Here is a 17,239-nt window from a genome sequence, read left to right on the forward strand (position 1 = left end):
GTGCAAAACACGTAAGTTCACCTATAATACCGCACAATATCACGACCAAACTCGGACTACATGCATGACTGTTGCATTGGACAGCTTTGACGTAAAAATCCTGCGCACGTTGCAGGAGAACGCGGCCCTGACCAATCAGGAGCTCGGCGATCGCATCGGCCTGTCGGCGAGCCAGGTCTCCCGTCGGAGGCAAAGGTTGGAACAGGAGGGTGTTATCCGGTGCACGCGAGTCAGCCTCGACCCGGACGCTCTCGGGCTTAGCGTAATCGCTTATGTTGGCGTGACGCTCGGGGCACACAGCCGGGAGAACGCCCGCCGGTTCCGCGAAATGGTGACGGCCATGCCCGAGGTGCAGGAGGCGCACACGCTGACAGGGGACGTCGACTACATGCTGAAAGTGGTGGTGAAGGACCTGAAGGCCCTCAGTCGCATTATCAATGACCAACTCTTGCCACATGAGGCCGTGCAGCATGTGCGCTCCTCCATCGCCATGGAGACGCTTAAAGACGACAACCTGCTGCCTGTTTCGTGAAACTTTGGCAAGAAACCTTGTGTCAGTAGGTTCACTTCCCCAAATCGGAAGGGATTGACGATTTGCGGTGCTCGAGCCGCCAGAGGGAGTGACAGAATGTTCGATGCCAAATCCTTGCTGGATCAGTTTCTTGGCGGTGCAGCCGGGGGCGCCACGAGCGGACGCCGGTCCGGCAGAGGCGGGACAGACGATCTCCTTGCCCAGGGAAAGGATTTCCTGTCATCCCAGGGCGGAGGCCTTGCGCTTGGCAGTCTGGCAGGCCTCATGCTCGGCACCAAGACCGGGCGCAAGCTTGGCGGCAAGGCAGTGCAGTACGGCAGCCTCGCGCTCGTCGCCGGGCTCGCCTACAAGGCCTATCAGGGCTACCAGGCCAACAAGCAGGGCGAACAGCGCCCGCAATATCCTTCCGACGAACCGGTTCCGATCGAAGCCCCGCGCGGCACTGCCTTTGATCCCGAGCGCCAACCCGGCGGAGAAAATGCCTTCGCCATCACGCTGCTGACAGCCATGATCTCGGCTGCCAAGGCCGACGGTCATATCGACCGGGATGAGCAGGATCGGATCTTCGCCAAGATCGATGAAGCCGGGCTCGAATCGGACGCAAAAGCCTTCCTGATGGACGAACTGCGGTCGCCGCTCGATCTGGACAAGGTGGTGGCTGGCGCAACCTGCCCGGAAACGGCCGCCGAGATCTACGCGGCATCCCGCCTTGCCATCAACCCGGACCACAGGGCCGAACAGGCCTATCTCCAGATGCTTGCCGCACGGCTGGATCTGGACCCGGCACTGGTTGAAGAGATCGAGCTTGCGGTTCGCGAAGCCGAAGCGATCGGCTAGTACCGATCACTCGCAAGGCCTCAGCCTTCACTCAGACTGAGCGGCAAGCAGCGGCGGATCATTCCGCCGCGCTTACGCGTGCGACCTGCTTTTCGCTTTCAAGGTCCGCGATCAATGCCTTCATCTCGTCGATTTCCCGCACCTGAGCCTCGATGATTTCATCGGCAAGCTGACGAACGCGCGGATCTGAAATCTCGGCACGGCGGCTGGTCATGATGGCAATGGAATGGTGCGGGATCATGGCTTTCATCCATGCAACGTCCTGGATCGTTTCCTGGGAACGTACAAGATAGAGCGACCCGGAGAACAGGATCGTCGCGGCAACCAGAATTGCCATGTTCGCAAAGCGGTTCCTGTACATGTTGAGCATGAAGGCGAGCATAACCACCATCATCGCCGCCCCCATGTAGAGCGCCATGTAGAGCCGCGTCTCACTGAAGAAGACATGGTCGGCGGCATAGGTGTTCAGATACATCAGCCCAAGCATCACCACTGTCGACGTGGCGATCATTGCAAAGAAACGCATATAGGACGCTTGCATGTCGGGTCTCCTGATCGGGTTGGCTGCTTGATGGTCTCGAAAATCAACGGCAACCTCAGGCCATGGTTCCCGTTGCGGCGTTTCCGCCAAAATTTTCGGCAACCTTTAGCCTGCGGCATGAGCCTTCGCCAATTGCATTTGTTCTATTTCTGTTCTTGAAATTTTCGCAAAAGCTGTTCTACTATCGATTGCAATCATTGGTGGAGATGACAATGGTCAGCCGCGTCACGACTGTTGCTTTTCAGGGCATAGAGGCTCTTCCCGTCGACGTTCAGGTCCAGGTCGGCCCCGGAATGGTCGCCTTCACCATCGTCGGCCTGCCGGACAAGGCGGTCGCGGAGAGCCGGGAACGGGTGCGCGCGGCGCTTCATGCTTCAGGCCTGGCGCTGCCGGCCAAGCGAGTGACGGTCAATCTCGCTCCTGCCGACCTTCCCAAGGAAGGCTCTCACTATGATCTGCCGATCGCGCTGGGCGTCATGGCTGCCATTGGCGCCCTACCGGGCGACATGCTCGAGAGTTACGCGGTTCTCGGGGAACTCGGGCTTGATGGGCGGCTTGCCCCGGTGGCCGGTGTCCTGCCGGCGGCCATGGGGGCGAACGCGCTCGGCAAGGGCCTGATTTGTCCGGCGCAAAGCGGTGCGGAAGCGGCCTGGGCCGACAGCGAAATGGATATTCTCGCACCTGTTTCCCTGATCCAGCTTGCCAACCATTTCAAGGGGACGCAGGTTCTCGGCCGGCCCCACCCGAAACTGCAAGGCGCTCCGGAGGGACTGCCGGACCTCGGCGAAGTCAAGGGCCAGGAAAGCGCCAAGCGCGCGCTCGAAATCGCAGCTGCCGGTGGGCACAATCTCCTGATGTGCGGGCCACCGGGCGCCGGAAAGTCGATGTTGGCCAGCCGCCTGCCCTCGATCCTGCCCCCTTTGCGTCCGCGAGAGCTGCTGGAAGTTTCCATGATTGCCTCCCTGGCCGGAGAGCTTGCCGACGGACGGCTGAGCGACCGGAGGCCCTTTCGCGCGCCGCATCATTCGGCGTCCATGGCCGCGCTTGTCGGCGGCGGCATCAAGGCACGCCCCGGCGAGGTCTCGCTCGCGCATAACGGCGTCCTGTTTCTCGACGAGCTACCGGAATTCAACCCGCAGGTGCTCGACAGCCTGCGCCAGCCCCTGGAAAGCGGCGAGGCCGTCATTGCGCGGGCAAACCATCGGGTATCCTATCCGGCTCGCATCCAGCTCATTGCTGCCATGAATCCGTGCCGCTGCGGTCACGCGGGGGAGCCCGGTCATCAGTGCCGGCGCGGAGAGCGCTGCGCGAGCGAATATCAGGCACGGCTGTCCGGCCCGTTGCTCGACAGGATAGACCTGCGAATAGAGGTTCCCGCCGTTACTGCCGTTGACCTGATCGCGCCCGCGCCGGCCGAACCATCCGCGATCGTTGCCGAGCGGGTCGCTGAGGCGCGGCGCATCCAGCGGGACCGTTACCTGGCGCTCGGACTTGCCTGCACCACCAACGCGGCAGCACCGGCGTCGGTGGTCGAACAGGTGGCAAGCCCCGATGCGGCTGGCCTTCAGTTCCTGCGCGATGCCGCAGCAACGCTTGCCCTCAGCGCACGCGGATATCACCGGGTGCTAAAGCTGGCGCGGACACTGGCGGATCTCGACGGTCTTGATACGGTTGGGCGCATTCACTTGGCCGAGGCGCTGAGTTATCGCGGCAAGGACGCCATTCGTCAGGCAGCCTGAAAACAGCAGGCGGATTATGCGGTCTTCCGGGGCGATGACCGGGAGCAGCTTTTTCCTGGGCGTTGATCCATCAGCTTTCGCGGTGGAAACGGTTTTTCAAAGGTTACCGGTCACACTTGCAACCGAGTGAAGTCTCAGTAGCGAGTATCAGTCTTGACCAGCCAGACGAACCACCGGGCAGACCTTCCGGACATGACCCTTCCGCAGGCCACTGCAGACGGTGCAGCGGAACACCGGCTTCAGACAACCGCATCCGGAGGCACCAGTACGGTTTCGAGTGGACCCGGTGATCTGCGCTCGCTCGTATGGCCAAGCATGATCGAGGAAGGCCGGACCATCGGGAGCGAACCGGTAGAAGCGGGCGATTCCGCACACTCCCGGGTCGAGCTACGCCGGTCCGTCGGAGCGTCCGCCAAGATCCGGTCGGAACGTCGAGGCGAGGCGGGAGACAACGGCCTCGGCGGCGCGCAAGCCCCGACAAAAGCGCTGATGATGCTCTCGGTGGTCGGCGCAGCTGTTGGAGCTGTCGGCGCGATCGCCCTTGTAGCCTCGCCGGGCTTCAGGTTGGTTGCCATTGCCCTTGCCTTCTTTGCCGGTGCCATGGCGGTCTGGCGACTGATGGCCGACGACCAGCACCGTGCAGTAGAGGCGCTGGAGAAAAAGGATGCCAAGATCCGCCGGCTGATGGCCCGCTGCGAGGAACTCGAAGACGGTGCCTGGGAGCTCCGGGAAAGCGACGAACGCCAGGCCAGTATCCTGTCCACTCTCGGCGACATCGTCATTCGCCGCGACACCTCCAGCACCGTTGTCTACGCCAATACAGCTGCCCAGGAAGCGTTCGGCCAGCCGAATTCCCCTCTCCTGGGCCTGCCGCTGAAGCTGCCACGCGCCGATGCAAACGATGGCGATCCGACGCAGGACCTTTCAAAGGATAGCGGTAGCGATTTCGGCGATGTCCGACTGCAGACGAAGTCAGGACCACGGTGGTTTTCCCGTCTCGACATCAGCGTTCGCGACACGGTCACCGATCAGCCGCTGATCCAGACGGTTTTGCGGGATGTCACCGATCGGCGCATGATCGAGGACGAATTGCTGGCCGCCCGCCAGTCCGCGGAAAGCTCCAGTGAGGCAAAATCACGTTTCCTGGCCACCGTCAGTCATGAGATTCGTACGCCGCTCAACGGCATTTTGGGCATGGCTGCGCTGCTGCGCGACACAAGGCTCACGAAGGAACAAACCGCCTATATCGAGGCGCTTGAAACATCCGGCGAGACGTTGCTGCTCCTGATCGATGAAGTCCTCGACTTCTCCAAGGTTGAAGCCGGAAAGCTCGACATTCAGGCGCGGCCTACCCCCCTTGCCCCGCTGGCGGAAAATGTTGTCGAACTTCTGGCACCAAAAGCCCAGGCCAAGGGCTTGGAAATCGGGACGTGTATCGATCCCGCGCTACCCGAGATGGTCACACTCGATGCGACCCGCGTCCGGCAGATCCTCTTCAACCTCGCCGGCAACGGCGTGAAGTTTACAGATGAGGGCGGTGTTTCGATCACCCTTTCCGGCCGCGCCAATCCGGATGGTGGTTGCTTCATCGACATCGGCGTTCGCGATACGGGTATTGGCTTCGCGAGGGACCAGGCGGAGCGGCTTTTCAAGGAATTTGAACAGATCGACCACGGCCCCGCGCGAAAGTTCGACGGTACCGGACTGGGTCTCGCCATCGCACAGCGGCTCGCCAAGCTCATGGGCGGATCGATCACGGCGGAACCAGGCACGGTCGGCGGCGCGCTGTTCAAGGTTTCCTTGCCGGTGCCGGAGAACCTGCGTTCGGATGCCGAAGCCGGGCTGGACAATGCCGCGGGCAAGAAGATCGTTATTGCCAGCAACGGCCGTATCGAGGCGCCTCTTCTGGCCAAGCGCATGAGCGCCCAGGATGCTGACGTCCGTCTTTGCCTTCCAGGGTCCGTGGATATGCCGGATCTGCTTGCTGAAGCTGATCTTGTGATCGTCGACAATTCCGCTGTTCCCGACAGCGGTGGCTGGCTTGCATCAGCCAGGCTTGCCGGCTGCTCCGCTCCTGCCGTGGTGATGGTGTCGCCGCCGGAGCGCGACAGGCTTGATCGCCTGCGCGAAGCCGGGTTCGCCGCTTATCTTATTCGCCCGGTCCGGATGGATACCCTGTCGCAGGTGATCTCCGGATTGCTCGGCAATGCCGAAGCGGAGCATTGCTGGGATGTTGGAAACGAACTCGTGCCGCAGAGCAATCTGAAATCACTCGTACCGGCCCGGCCGCTGCGCCTTCTCGTCGCCGAAGACAATGATATCAACCGCCTTCTCAGCGAGGCGTTGCTGCGCAAACTGGGTCATGAACCAGTGATGGTCGTTGATGGAGAAAAAGCCGTCGAGGCCGCCTCGGGCGGAAACTTCGACGCTGTTCTGATGGACCTTCACATGCCGGGCCTCGATGGCATCGGCGCCATTCGGCAGATCCGCGCGGAGGAGGCCGAGAACGGCCGCGACCCCGTGCCGATCCTGATGGTCACGGCAGATGTCATGCAAGATGCCCGAGACAAGGCTGCAGCGGTCGGGGCGGCGGGATACCTGACCAAACCGCTGTCGGCGGAGGCAATCAGTGAAGCGCTGGACGGGTTGGCACGGAAATCCGCCTGACCAACTTGCGAGAACCTCCAGACCAAAACGGGCGTGCATCGACGCCTGTTTTGGCGTATTGGCTCCGGTGTCATGTATTTGTCGGATTAATGTGATCTACGGCAAACGAACAAACGGCCGGATACAGCCGCCGTACAAAACGACAACACGGAGACCGGTTTTCCATGATGCGGTCGGGCATGTTTTCGCCGAGGAAACTCGCACAAAAGCTTTCACCAAACGGGGCTCCCCTGTCACCGCTCTGGGTCCCGAAGGTTGTTCGCGGGGATGCGGGTCCTTCCCTTGTTGATCGCGGCGAACACTCCCTTGGCCGTGTCGGCTCCCTTGAAGTCCGCCTTGCGCGCAGCGCCAAGGAGATCAAGACGGCGCAGCGCCTGCGCTATGAAGTCTTCTACGAGGAAATGTCTGCAATTGCGGACGCCCAGACACTGGCGACCCGGCGCGACGCAGATCCTTTCGATGCGTATTGCGATCATCTGCTGGTCATTGATCATTCCTCGATGAAGCGGAACCGGATCGGACGCCTGAAACCTCAAATCGTTGGAACCTACCGTTTGCTTCGTCAGGATGTGGCCGAGCGAAATAGCGGTTTCTATACCTCCGGCGAGTTCGATATCCAGCGCCTGATCGACGCCAATCCGGGCAAACGCTTCCTGGAACTCGGCCGCTCATGCGTTCTCAAGGCCTACCGCAACAAGAAGACCGTGGAGCTTCTGTGGCACGGCATCTGGGCCTATGTTCTGGAGCACAAGATCGACGTCATGCTCGGCTGCGCCTCCATCGAAGGCACTAGTCCGGATGCCCTCGCAGGACAGCTCTCGTTCCTGCATCACAATGCACGCGCACCTGAAAACTGGCAGGTCCGGGCACTAGATCACCGCTATGTCGACATGAACCGGATCGCCGCGGCCGAGCTGAACCAGAAAGCCGCGTTGCGCGACCTGCCACCGCTTGTGAAGGGATACCTGCGTCTGGGCGCATATATCGGCGATGGCGCCGTCATCGATCACCAGTTCGGCACGACCGACGTTCTGATCATCATGCCGGTTTCGGATCTCAATTCACGCTATGTGAACTACTACGGGGCCGACGCCAGCCGCTACGCCAGCTAGCGCCTCCCGCCTGTTCAGAACCCGAGGGGTCAAGCGTCCCCAGGCTGCGGGCCGTCATAACCCTCGATGATGACGAGATCGCCCTCGGAAGCCTCATCGCGCAATGCCTTCGCACGGGCGTATTCCGGGGACTTGTAGCAGGCCATCGCGGTTTCGTAGTCGACGAACTCGATCACCACGTTGCGCGACCGGGATGATCCCTCCATCGTCTCGAAATTTCCGCCACGCACCAGGAAGCGGGCACCATACTTGGAAAACGCTTCTGCATTGGCGGCAACATAGTTCTTGTAAGCATCAGGATCGTTCACGTCGACGCGGGCGACCCAATAGGCTTTGGCCATGAATTTTCTCCTTTTTTACAAACTCTTGTCGTATCAAGTAGACGCATTTTCCAGTTGCCAACAAGGCCAGATCGCAGTGCTCGCGAGCCACAAGGCTTAACGCCCCCTTAAATTGCCGCATTCTAAGGTCATTGGCGGAGATACCGGCTCAAGGGCCGGCACTGGATCGGGACAATTCACCACATGGCACGCAAGCCGGCACGCAAACAGCGGATCGAGCCGCGGTTTGAGGACGACCAGGACGGTTCGTCCCTCGACCTGCGTCCAACGCAGCGTGACCGTGCAGCCGCGCCCGGCCCGAAACGGACGCGAAAGAAGCCTGCGAGCGATCAAGCGAGAGCAGCCGGAAAAGCAGCCGGTCGGCGCAAGCCTCCGTCAGGGAAGAAAAGCGGCGCCGGATCATCGGGCGGAGGCCGCAGAGGCGGTGGCAAGAGGTCCGCGCGCAAGTCCCGAAGCTGGCTGGGACGACTGGTCAAGCGCGGCCTGTACTGGAGCTTTGTCCTCGGCATATGGGGCGGGATCTTCGCGGTCGGCGTCCTTCTATACTACGCCGCCTTCCTGCCGCCGACGTCCGAATGGGAGGTGCCGCAACGCCCGCCGAATGTGAAGATCGTGTCGGCCAGCGGCAATCTCATTGCCAACCGAGGCGACACCGGAGGCGAGGCCGTGAGGCTCGAGCAACTGCCTCCCTATCTGCCCAATGCCGTGATTGCGATCGAGGACCGGCGGTTCCGCTCACATTTCGGGATAGACCCGATCGGCCTTGCACGTGCCGTGGTCACAAACGTGACCGCTGGAACCCTGCGCCAGGGCGGCTCGACACTCACTCAGCAGCTTGCCAAGAACCTGTTCCTCGAACCTGACCGAACGCTGAAGCGCAAAATGCAGGAGTTGGTTCTGTCGCTTTGGCTGGAGGCGAAATTCTCCAAGGACGAAATCCTGGAGATGTATCTGAATCGGGTATACCTGGGAGCCGGCGCCTATGGGGTCGATGCCGCGGCCCGGCGTTACTTCGGCAAGTCTGCGCGTCTGGTGACCATTGCCGAGGCGGCTACGCTTGCGGGCCTGCTCAAGGCACCGTCACGCTACTCCCCGGCGACCAACCCGGACCTGGCCGAAGAGCGCGCGCAGCTGGTGCTGGCTGCAATGCACGAGGAAGGCTACATCACGGGCGAAGAGGCAAAGAACGCCCTCGCCGCACCGGCCAAGGTGGTCCGCCGCTACACGACGGCCAGCTCGAATTATGTCGCCGACTGGGTGATGGATGTCCTGCCCCACTATGTAGGCTCCTTCGACCAGGACATCATCGTCGACACGACCATCGATCTCGACATGCAAAGCGCCGCGGAAACGGCCTTGCGCGACGCCATGTCCGAAAACCGGGAAAAATACGGCGTCAGCCAGGGCGCAATCGTAACCCTGGACACCGCCGGCGCCGTCAAGGCGCTGGTCGGAGGGGTCGATTACTCCAAGAGCCAATTTAACAGGGCTGTCTACGCCAAGCGCCAGCCAGGCTCCGCGTTCAAGCCATTCGTCTACCTGACCGCACTCGAGCAAGGCATGACGCCCGACACGGTCCGGCAAGATGCCCCCATCACGATCAAGGGCTGGTCACCCCAGAACTACACGAAGAAGCACTACGGCGACGTCACTCTCACCCAGGCGCTCAGCATGTCGCTGAACACTGTCGCTGCCCGGCTTGCCTATGAAACCGGTCCAAAGGCGGTTATCCGCACTGCGCGGAAGATGGGGATCACATCCGATTTGCAGTCCAATCTTTCGATCTCCCTTGGCACCTCGGAGGTCACTCCGCTGGAAATCGCTTCGGCCTATGTGCCCTTCTCCAATGGCGGCTACGGCGTGCTGCCGCATGTTGTACGGCGAATCACGACGGTGGACGGCAAAATCCTCTACTCCCGCCAAGGAGACGGCCGTGGCCGGGTCATATCCCGCGAACAGCTGGGCCAGATGAACCGGATGATGGCGGAAACGCTTCTGACCGGAACCGGCAAAAAGGCCCTGCTTGCGGACAACCGGCCGGCAGGCGGAAAGACGGGCACCAGTCAGGACTTCCGCGACGCCTGGTTCATCGGCTACACGGGCAACCTGACGACGGCTGTCTGGTTCGGGAACGACGACAATTCACCGACAAAAAAGGCGTCCGGCAGCACTCTGCCCGCGATCGTCTGGAAAGCGGCAATGGATGCTGCACATCGCGACATCCCGATTGCAGATCTTCCAGGCGTACCCAGCTACGGTGCACCCGTCACTGCTCCGGCACAGAAAGCGCCTGTTCCGCCTGCGAACGTCGGCAGCGGCAGCGATCTGGTGCGTCCGCCCGCGGGCAATAGCACCGGGGGACCGCTCAATCTCCTGAAAAACCTCTTCGGCGGGTAAGTCCAGCCTTATCAGCCGTAGCCATGAAGACGCGCGCCGTTTTCCTTGAGCCACTGGCGTGCCTCGGGCGTGTGCGGGGCCAGTTGCCGGCACAGCTTCCAGAAGCGCGCGGAGTGGTTCATTTCGCGAAGATGGGCCACCTCGTGCGCCGCGACGTAGTCCAGGATCTCCGGCGGCGCCAGGATCAGGCGCCAGGAAAATGACAGGTTTCCGTTGGAAGCGCAGGAGCCCCAACGGCTCCTGGTGTCACGAATGGTGATCGCTGAAAATTCGGCACCAAGCCGCCCCGCGTGATGCGCGACGGCGCGCGTCAGATCGTCTTTGGCCTGCCCTTTCAGCCAGGTAACCAGCTTGCGCGGAACGTGATCGTCAGCTCCGGGGACGAGCAGCTCGGGCATCTCTCCCTCATGTCGCCATGCGACAAGCCCCCGCAACTTGCCGGTCGGCACGATAAGATGGTCCCTCCCACGCAAAGGTACAATGTCACCTGGCCGCAAGGCGACATGGTCAGGGCGGCTCGTCATCCGCTCCTGCAACCACTGCAGATGTTCGCGGGCAAAACGCTCGGCCCGGGCAAGGTTGCCCCCCTTCGGGACAGTCAGAACCGGCCCGGAATTGTCGGCAGGCAGACGCAAGAGGTATCGGCGTGCGCGCGGATCAGAGCGCAGGCGGATACGCAGCGGTACATCGCCAGTGTCAATCTCGATATGATCGGGAAGCGCCGGTTGCCGGCGCAGGCGTAGCAGCATCTGCGGGTCGTCATACGGGTTCGAATCAGGTCAACACAGTTTATCTGCTGGCCAAGAACGACGAAAGCGGCGCTTCATCAGCGCCGCTCTCCGTCGCAAGATCCGGAGGAAGCCGGATCAGAGGCTGCTTGCCGCCGGCCGATTGCGGGCAGACATGAAGCGGTCGAACTCTTCCTGGTCCTTCGCACGGCGCAGGTCCTTGAGGAAATCATCGAACTCGTCCCGCATCCGGTCGAGCTTTGCGCGCTCTTCCTCGAGACGCTTCAGCTCTGCTTCGCGGTAATCGTCAAAGGCAACATTGCCCGTCCGGCCATAAGATCCGGTGTTCATCTGGTTCATGGCTCCTTTGAGAGGGCTCGAATGCCATTGATCGCGGGCATCCCGCATCATTCCATGAAAGCGATCGCCCCACAGAATGTAGGCCAGCATGGCGAGACCAAGCGGCCAGAAGGCCACGAAACCGAGAACCATCAAGCCGATGGTTACCGGCGTCCAGCCAGGTCTGATCGAACAGTTTGCAGTCGTCATTGTCCTATCCATGATTGACATCCACGCCAGATCACGTGGGGGCAGGACAGGAGGATTTCAAGAATAAGTGATCGAGCCGCGAAGGTGAGTTGGGCGTCGACAGATAAAAAATGCCTGCCGAAGCATCCGGCAAGCATTTGATTTACCGCTGTATTAGCTTAGCGCGGCGGATGGCCACCAAGCAGTCAGCCCACCGTCTCGGAGAGCTTCTTGGCCTGCTCGATCCAGTTGAACCGCTCGATACGGCCACGGAAATCAAGCTTGGTATCCAGTGCCTCGATCTGCTTTTCGGTCAGACCGGCGATCTGCCAGTAGTGAAAGATACCTGCTTCGTTAAGGGCTGTTTCCAGCTTCGGTCCGATGCCGTCGAGCGCCTTGAGGTCATCTGCAACGCCCCGCGGACTGGACAGGAGAATCTCCGCCAAGGAATCAGTCTTCGGTGTTGAAGCGTCCTCGGTCACCTGCGCCTTCTTTGCCGCAGTTGCCTTAACGGGAGCAGCAGCATCGGCAGACTTTGCGGCAGAACGGGACGGACGAGCATCCCCAACCCTGTTGGACTGGATGAAATCCATGATCCGCGGGCAGATCTCTGCACGCCAGCGCGACCCGTTGAAGACACCGTAGTGACCGACATTCGGCTGTTCGTAGTGCGCTTTCATGTCATCAGGAAGATTGGAACAAAGATCGTGCGCCGCGCGTGTCTGGCCACGTCCGGTGATATCGTCCTTCTCACCCTCGACGGTCATCAGCGCCGTACGGCGGATCTTCGAGCAATCGACCAGTGTGTCGCCATGGGTCATCGTTCCAAGCGGCAGGGCATGTTCGATGAACACGGTTTCAACCGTCTGGAGGTAGAATTCTGCCGTGAGATCCATCACCGCCAGGTATTCGTCGTAGAAATCGCGGTGCTTTTCCGCGCTGTCTCCGTCACCTTCGATCAGGTGCTGGAAGAAGTCGCGATGCGCGGTCATGTGGCGGTCCAGGTTCATGGACATGAAGCCGGTCAGCTGCAGGAAGCCAGGGTAAACATCGCGCATGAAGCCAGGATGCGGGAAGGGCACCTTCATGACGACGTTGCGCTTGAACCAGTCGATTCCCTTGTCGACCGCCAGGTCATTGACGGCAGTCGGCGCGACCCGTGTATCAATCGGTCCGCCCATCAGCGTCATGGTACCGGGAACATAGGGATCGTCTCGCCCCTCCATGACCGCAACGGCGGCCAGAACCGGAACAGACGGCTGGCACACGCCAATGACGTGAGTGTCAGGTCCGAGGAAGTGAAGCATCGAGATGATGTAGTCGATGTAATCATCCAGATCGAACTTGCCTTCCTGGATCGGCACCATACGGGCATCGATCCAGTCGGTGATGTAAACGTCAGCTCTCGGCAGAAGCGCTTCGACGGTCCCGCGCAGGAGCGTCGCGTAATGGCCGGACATGGGTGCAACGACCAGGATCTTCGGGTCGTTCTTGCGAGAATCCATGCGGCGGTCAAAGTGAATCAGGTCGCAAAAGGGCCGGGACCAGACAATGTCCTCGTGGACCGGCACTTTCACACCGCTGACCGTTGTTTCGTTCAGGCCGAAGTCAGGTTTGCCATACCGCCGGGTCATCCGCTCAAGGACCTCGCAACCAGCAGCAATGGAGCGGCCAAACTCGGTATGGGTCATGGGATTGAGCGGGTTCTGGAAGTAGAGCCGCGTCATGTCCGCAGCCGCTCGGACAGGTCCCATGGCTGCGTGATTCAGTTCATAGAGATGGTAGTAGGGCACCCACTCTTCTCCTCGAAAAATCCCATCGCCCCGGCGACCGGGCGGCGTTGCACACGCCATTTTGCATTGCAACACAATAGGCCGAACTAAGGATCCGTAGCAATACTGCTATTTTCCGAGTTTGTTTGCCGCAGAACGGCCCTGCAAGCACCGGACAAATGGCCTTGTCCAATTGGACAAGGCGAAGCTTTGGCGCACCAAATCTTTGAAATATGTTGGAGTTTTCAGCTAATCAGGCGGCGAGATCGGCAACTACGGCATCCAGAACGGCAAAACCGTCAGGGGTCGCGCGAAGGCGGTTTCCCTCCAGTTCCTCAACCATACCGTGCTCCAACAGGGCCGCTAGGCGGCGCGGGTCGATCTTGCGATGCGCGAGAGCCTCATACCGTGCAACGTCGATACCTTCCACGAGACGCAGACCCATTAGCAGGTACTCGTCACCCTGCTCTTCTTCACTCAGGCCGACATTCTCGACCATGCCATGACCATGGGTCTCGACATTTTCCAGCCAGGTTTCCGGATATCGTTCGATTGCCGTCGCCAGCTTGTTGGCTCCAACCTGAATGCGGCCATGAGCACCCGGACCGACACCGACATAATCCCCATAGCGCCAGTAGACGAGGTTATGACGGCATTCCGCACCCGGCTTCGCGTGGTTGGATACCTCATAGGCCGGCAGGCCATGGGCGGCTGTCACCGCTTGGGTCAGCTCGTAGAGTTCTGCGCCCAGTTCCGGATCCGGCACCTGCAGCTTGCCTGCATTGTAGAGATTGAAGAAGGGCGTGCCTTCCTCGATCGTCAGCTGGTAGAGCGAGAGGTGATCGGCAGCGAGGGAAATCGCCCGTTCCAGCTCCGCCTGCCATGCCTCTACCGTCTGATCCGGACGCGCATAGATGAGGTCGAAGGACAAGCGCGGGAACGTGCTGCGCGCGGTCTCGATGGCCCGAAGCGCCGTGTCGACATCATGCAGACGCCCCAGAAGCTTCAAGTCCCGATCGTGAAGCGACTGAACACCGAGTGAAACCCGATTGACGCCGGCAGCACGGTACCCCTTGAAGCGTTCGGCCTCGACGCTGGACGGGTTGGCCTCCATGGAGATCTCGACATTGTCGTCGATGGACCAGAGGCCGGAAATCCGGTCGAGAATACGCTCAACGGTCCGCGGCTCCATCAGCGAAGGCGTGCCGCCGCCCATGAAGATGGACTGAACCGTCCTGCCCTTGGTCAACTCGGCAAAATGACCGAGTTCCCTGTCGAAGGCGGCAACAAATCTTTCCTGGTCCACCGGCTGGTGGCGAACATGGGAGTTGAAGTCGCAATAGGGGCACTTGGCCGCGCAAAACGGCCAATGCACGTAGATGCCGAAACCGCCTTCAGGGGACTGGCTCATCAGGCCTCCAGACAAGCCTTGGAGAAAAGCTGGAACGCGCGGGCACGATGTGACAGCGCCGGTGCATCCTTGGACCAACCGTGCTTTTCTTCTGACGTCATTTCACCAAAGGTCCGGTCATGTCCATCCGGCTGGAACACCGGATCGTAGCCGAAGCCTCTCTCGCCACGTGGCGGCCAGACCACCTGCCCCTCAACCTCGCCGCGGAAGAACTCCCTGTGACCATCCGGCCAGGCAAGGCACAGGACAGCCACGAAGGACCCCCGGCGGTCAGCGTCCGTGCTCGCGCCCTTTTCCTGCAGTTTTTCCTCGACGTTACGCATGGCCATGGCGAAGTCCTTGTCCGGACCTGCCCAGCGCGCGGAGTAGATACCCGGAGCCCCGTCAAGCGCAGCGACACAGAAGCCGCTGTCATCAGCGAGTGAGGGCAGGCCGGACGCCTCGGCGGCCGCAACGGCCTTGAGTTCCGCATTTGCCTCGAAGGTCGTGCCCGTCTCTTCCGGCTCCGGCAGGTCCAGATCACCAGCGGAAACAACATCGAAACCATAGGGCGCGAGCAGCTCGTTGATCTCTCGGATCTTGCCCTTGTTGTGGCTGGCGACGACCAGACGGCCCGGCTCAAGCTTGCGGTGGCTCATTGATAGGTCCTTAGAGAATGGACATCTTCTGAAGGTCGACCAGACGGCCGATACCGTTCTTTGCAAGGCCGAGGAGTTGACCGAATTCGGCCTCCGAGAAAGGAGCTCCCTCAGCCGTTCCCTGGATCTCGACGATGCCGCCCGAGCCGGTCATGACGAAGTTGGCATCCGTGTGGGCGGTGCTGTCTTCGGCATAATCAAGATCGAGGACCGGGGTGCCTTCGTAGATGCCGCAGGAAATCGCCGCAATATGGTCGGTCAGGACTTCCTTCTTGACCATTTCACGGGCCTTCATCCACTCGATGCAATCGCGCAGGGCAACCCAGGCACCGGTAATCGAAGCTGTGCGGGTGCCGCCATCGGCCTGGATGACGTCACAGTCGACGGAAATCTGGCACTCGCCGAGAGCCTGCAGATCGACGACGGCACGCAGGGAGCGGCCGATGAGGCGCTGGATTTCCTGGGTGCGGCCGGACTGCTTGCCGGCTGAGGCTTCACGGCGCATGCGATCACCGGTCGCGCGCGGAAGCATTCCGTATTCCGCGGTCACCCAGCCGCGCTGCTGGCCGCGAAGCCACGGCGGAACGCGTTCCTCAAGGCTTGCGGTGCACAGGACGTGCGTATCGCCGAATTTCACCAGGCAGGACCCTTCCGCGTGTTTGGAAACGCCTCTTTCGAGCGTGACCGGGCGAAGTTCGTCTGCGGCGCGTTTGGACGGACGCATCATCTGCTCCCTCATGTTGAACCGGCTCCTTGGTCGGCTCCTCAGGGGCCGCGAGCCTTGTGATTTTCCGGATGTCCCGAGTGTCTGTCCGGCCTTGTAGACCTTGTGGGCGTTCAACGCAAAGGTCGGCTTGCAACTGATGCCCATTTTGCGCCTATATCTAGGACAACAGTTCGGGAGGCAAGATAAGCCCCGATCTTCGAAGGAGAACCATAGGTGAGCCTGAGCGATCTCGACAAACGATCTCGGGAGATTTTCCGGTCCATCGTCGAATCCTATCTGGAAACGGGAGAGCCCGTCGGATCCCGCAATGTTTCGCGCGCTTTGAACATGTCGCTTTCACCCGCATCCGTGCGCAACGTGATGTCGGATCTGGAACACATGGGCCTGTTGCACTCGCCCCACACCAGCGCCGGCCGGCTGCCGACCCAGATCGGCCTGCGGTTCTTCATCGATGCCCTGCTCGAGGTCGGCGACCTGAGCATGGAAGAGCGCCAGCGCATCGACATTCAGGTGCGTGCATCGCGCAATGCAAATTCCGCAGAACAGGTGCTGACCGAGGCGAGCCAGATGCTGTCCGGCCTGTCAAGCGGCGCGGGTGTCGTCCTGACCCACAAGTCGGACATGCGTCTGAAGCACATTGAGTTCGTACGCATCGAGCCGCTCAAGGCACTCGCCATCCTCGTCGGAGAAGATGGCCAGGTCGAGAACCGTGTGGTCGATCTGCCTGCGGGTTTGCCGCCCTCGGCACTGATCGAGGCGAGCAACTACCTCAATGCCCAGCTCCAGGGGCGAACCATCGCCGAGGTTCGCCGCGAACTGGAACGCGTTCAGGCTGTCGACCAGGCCGAGCTGGACCAGCTCAGCCGAAAAGTCGTCGATGCAGGCCTTGCAGTGTGGAGCAACACGGCAAACGATGAACCGGACACCCTGATTGTCCGCGGCCGTTCCAATCTCCTGACGGATCTAGAAGCCGCGGAAGACCTGGAACGTATCCGTCTGCTGTTCGACGATCTTGAAAACAAGCGTGACCTGATACAGCTGCTGGGCCTTGCGGAAAAAGGCGACGGGGTGCGGATCTTCATCGGCTCGGAGAACAACCTCTTCTCGCTTTCCGGATCGTCCCTGGTCGTCTCGCCCTACCGCGACAGCAACCAGCGGATCGTTGGTGTTCTCGGGGTGATCGGGCCGACACGGTTGAACTATGCCCGCGTCATCCCCATGGTCGACTACACGGCAAAACTGGTCAGTCGGCTTCTTGGCTGACCATCG

General features: G+C 60.9%; 15 protein-coding genes. 7 read left to right on the forward strand and 8 right to left on the reverse strand.

Going from position 1 to position 17,239, the window contains the following annotated elements:
- Positions 1-64 precede the first annotated feature (64 nt).
- Positions 65-532 (forward strand): Lrp/AsnC family transcriptional regulator, encoded by a 468-nt coding sequence (locus tag ACN0SY_RS11410; RefSeq protein WP_417687262.1) that lies wholly within the window; start codon positions 65-67, stop codon positions 530-532.
- A gap of 96 nt (positions 533-628) precedes the next feature.
- On the forward strand, positions 629-1,369 hold the full coding sequence (locus ACN0SY_RS11415; protein ID WP_417687263.1) for a tellurite resistance TerB family protein: 741 nt from the start codon (positions 629-631) through the stop codon (positions 1,367-1,369).
- A 58-nt stretch (positions 1,370-1,427) separates the two neighbouring features.
- Here the strand turns inward: ACN0SY_RS11415 and ACN0SY_RS11420 are convergent, their stop codons facing one another.
- Positions 1,428-1,910: a DUF305 domain-containing protein gene (locus ACN0SY_RS11420; RefSeq protein ID WP_417687264.1), complete on the reverse strand. Its 483-nt coding sequence runs from the start codon at positions 1,908-1,910 to the stop codon at positions 1,428-1,430.
- A gap of 212 nt (positions 1,911-2,122) precedes the next feature.
- On the opposite strand from ACN0SY_RS11420, the gene ACN0SY_RS11425 reads away from it, so the two are divergent.
- From ACN0SY_RS11425 to ACN0SY_RS11435, 3 genes are all read left to right on the forward strand, one after another.
- The gene (locus ACN0SY_RS11425; RefSeq protein WP_417687265.1) at positions 2,123-3,649 is read left to right on the forward strand and encodes a YifB family Mg chelatase-like AAA ATPase; all 1,527 of its coding nucleotides are present in this window, start codon (positions 2,123-2,125) and stop codon (positions 3,647-3,649) included.
- A gap of 153 nt (positions 3,650-3,802) precedes the next feature.
- Entirely contained in the window at positions 3,803-6,316 is a 2,514-nt protein-coding gene (locus tag ACN0SY_RS11430; RefSeq protein ID WP_417687266.1) for a response regulator, read from the forward strand.
- 167 nt (positions 6,317-6,483) lie between these two features.
- A complete protein-coding gene (locus ACN0SY_RS11435; RefSeq protein WP_417687904.1) occupies positions 6,484-7,428 on the forward strand; it encodes a GNAT family N-acetyltransferase in 945 nt (314 codons plus the stop codon).
- Between the two features lie 29 nt (positions 7,429-7,457).
- Here ACN0SY_RS11435 and ACN0SY_RS11440 read toward each other — a convergent pair whose 3' ends face one another.
- A complete protein-coding gene (locus ACN0SY_RS11440) occupies positions 7,458-7,769 on the reverse strand; it encodes a DUF1330 domain-containing protein (RefSeq protein ID WP_417687267.1) in 312 nt (103 codons plus the stop codon).
- A gap of 183 nt (positions 7,770-7,952) precedes the next feature.
- Between ACN0SY_RS11440 and ACN0SY_RS11445 the strand changes: the two genes are divergently transcribed.
- Positions 7,953-10,166: a transglycosylase domain-containing protein gene (locus tag ACN0SY_RS11445; RefSeq protein WP_417687268.1), complete on the forward strand. Its 2,214-nt coding sequence runs from the start codon at positions 7,953-7,955 to the stop codon at positions 10,164-10,166.
- 11 nt (positions 10,167-10,177) lie between these two features.
- Here ACN0SY_RS11445 and ACN0SY_RS11450 read toward each other — a convergent pair whose 3' ends face one another.
- The 6 genes from ACN0SY_RS11450 to rph all read right to left on the reverse strand — a co-directional run bounded on the left by ACN0SY_RS11450 (position 10,178) and on the right by rph (position 15,967).
- A complete protein-coding gene (locus tag ACN0SY_RS11450) occupies positions 10,178-10,915 on the reverse strand; it encodes a M48 family metallopeptidase (RefSeq protein ID WP_417687269.1) in 738 nt (245 codons plus the stop codon).
- 117 nt (positions 10,916-11,032) lie between these two features.
- Positions 11,033-11,443 (reverse strand): DUF2852 domain-containing protein, encoded by a 411-nt coding sequence (locus tag ACN0SY_RS11455; RefSeq protein ID WP_417687270.1) that lies wholly within the window; start codon positions 11,441-11,443, stop codon positions 11,033-11,035.
- Positions 11,444-11,628: 185 nt separating this feature from the next.
- The gene (gene phaZ, locus ACN0SY_RS11460) at positions 11,629-13,176 is read right to left on the reverse strand and encodes a polyhydroxyalkanoate depolymerase (RefSeq protein ID WP_417687906.1); all 1,548 of its coding nucleotides are present in this window, start codon (positions 13,174-13,176) and stop codon (positions 11,629-11,631) included.
- A gap of 271 nt (positions 13,177-13,447) precedes the next feature.
- Positions 13,448-14,605, reverse strand: coding sequence for a radical SAM family heme chaperone HemW (hemW, locus tag ACN0SY_RS11465; protein ID WP_417687271.1), 1,158 nt, complete (start codon positions 14,603-14,605; stop codon positions 13,448-13,450).
- Complete coding sequence (gene rdgB / locus ACN0SY_RS11470; protein WP_417687272.1) at positions 14,605-15,243, reverse strand: RdgB/HAM1 family non-canonical purine NTP pyrophosphatase; 639 nt, start codon at positions 15,241-15,243, stop codon at positions 14,605-14,607. The genes hemW and rdgB overlap by 1 nt, the downstream gene beginning before the upstream one ends.
- Positions 15,244-15,253: 10 nt before the next feature.
- Positions 15,254-15,967, reverse strand: coding sequence for a ribonuclease PH (rph, locus tag ACN0SY_RS11475; RefSeq protein WP_417687908.1), 714 nt, complete (start codon positions 15,965-15,967; stop codon positions 15,254-15,256).
- Between the two features lie 216 nt (positions 15,968-16,183).
- On the opposite strand from rph, the gene hrcA reads away from it, so the two are divergent.
- Positions 16,184-17,233 carry a heat-inducible transcriptional repressor HrcA gene (hrcA, locus tag ACN0SY_RS11480; protein WP_417687273.1) on the forward strand — a complete coding sequence of 350 codons (1,050 nt, stop codon included), beginning with the start codon at positions 16,184-16,186 and terminating at the stop codon, positions 17,231-17,233.
- Positions 17,234-17,239 lie beyond the last annotated feature (6 nt).

This window comes from Roseibium sp. (assembly GCF_048261595.1).
Taxonomy (GTDB): Bacteria; Pseudomonadota; Alphaproteobacteria; order Rhizobiales; family Stappiaceae; genus Roseibium.

What these genes read in the sequence shown, in the direction of transcription:
- ACN0SY_RS11410 (WP_417687262.1), top strand. Translation starts at nt 65, where the DNA reads ATGACTGTTGCATTGGACAGCTTTGACGTAAAAATCCTGCGCACGTTG.
- ACN0SY_RS11415 (WP_417687263.1), top strand. Translation starts at nt 629, where the DNA reads ATGTTCGATGCCAAATCCTTGCTGGATCAGTTTCTTGGCGGTGCAGCC.
- ACN0SY_RS11420 (WP_417687264.1), bottom strand. Translation starts at nt 1,910, where the DNA reads ATGCAAGCGTCCTATATGCGTTTCTTTGCAATGATCGCCACGTCGACA.
- ACN0SY_RS11425 (WP_417687265.1), top strand. Translation starts at nt 2,123, where the DNA reads ATGGTCAGCCGCGTCACGACTGTTGCTTTTCAGGGCATAGAGGCTCTT.
- ACN0SY_RS11435 (WP_417687904.1), top strand. Translation starts at nt 6,484, where the DNA reads ATGCGGTCGGGCATGTTTTCGCCGAGGAAACTCGCACAAAAGCTTTCA.
- ACN0SY_RS11440 (WP_417687267.1), bottom strand. Translation starts at nt 7,769, where the DNA reads ATGGCCAAAGCCTATTGGGTCGCCCGCGTCGACGTGAACGATCCTGAT.
- ACN0SY_RS11445 (WP_417687268.1), top strand. Translation starts at nt 7,953, where the DNA reads ATGGCACGCAAGCCGGCACGCAAACAGCGGATCGAGCCGCGGTTTGAG.
- ACN0SY_RS11450 (WP_417687269.1), bottom strand. Translation starts at nt 10,915, where the DNA reads ATGCTGCTACGCCTGCGCCGGCAACCGGCGCTTCCCGATCATATCGAG.
- ACN0SY_RS11455 (WP_417687270.1), bottom strand. Translation starts at nt 11,443, where the DNA reads ATGACGACTGCAAACTGTTCGATCAGACCTGGCTGGACGCCGGTAACC.
- phaZ (WP_417687906.1), bottom strand. Translation starts at nt 13,176, where the DNA reads ATGGGACCTGTCCGAGCGGCTGCGGACATGACGCGGCTCTACTTCCAG.
- hemW (WP_417687271.1), bottom strand. Translation starts at nt 14,605, where the DNA reads ATGAGCCAGTCCCCTGAAGGCGGTTTCGGCATCTACGTGCATTGGCCG.
- rdgB (WP_417687272.1), bottom strand. Translation starts at nt 15,243, where the DNA reads ATGAGCCACCGCAAGCTTGAGCCGGGCCGTCTGGTCGTCGCCAGCCAC.
- rph (WP_417687908.1), bottom strand. Translation starts at nt 15,967, where the DNA reads ATGCGTCCGTCCAAACGCGCCGCAGACGAACTTCGCCCGGTCACGCTC.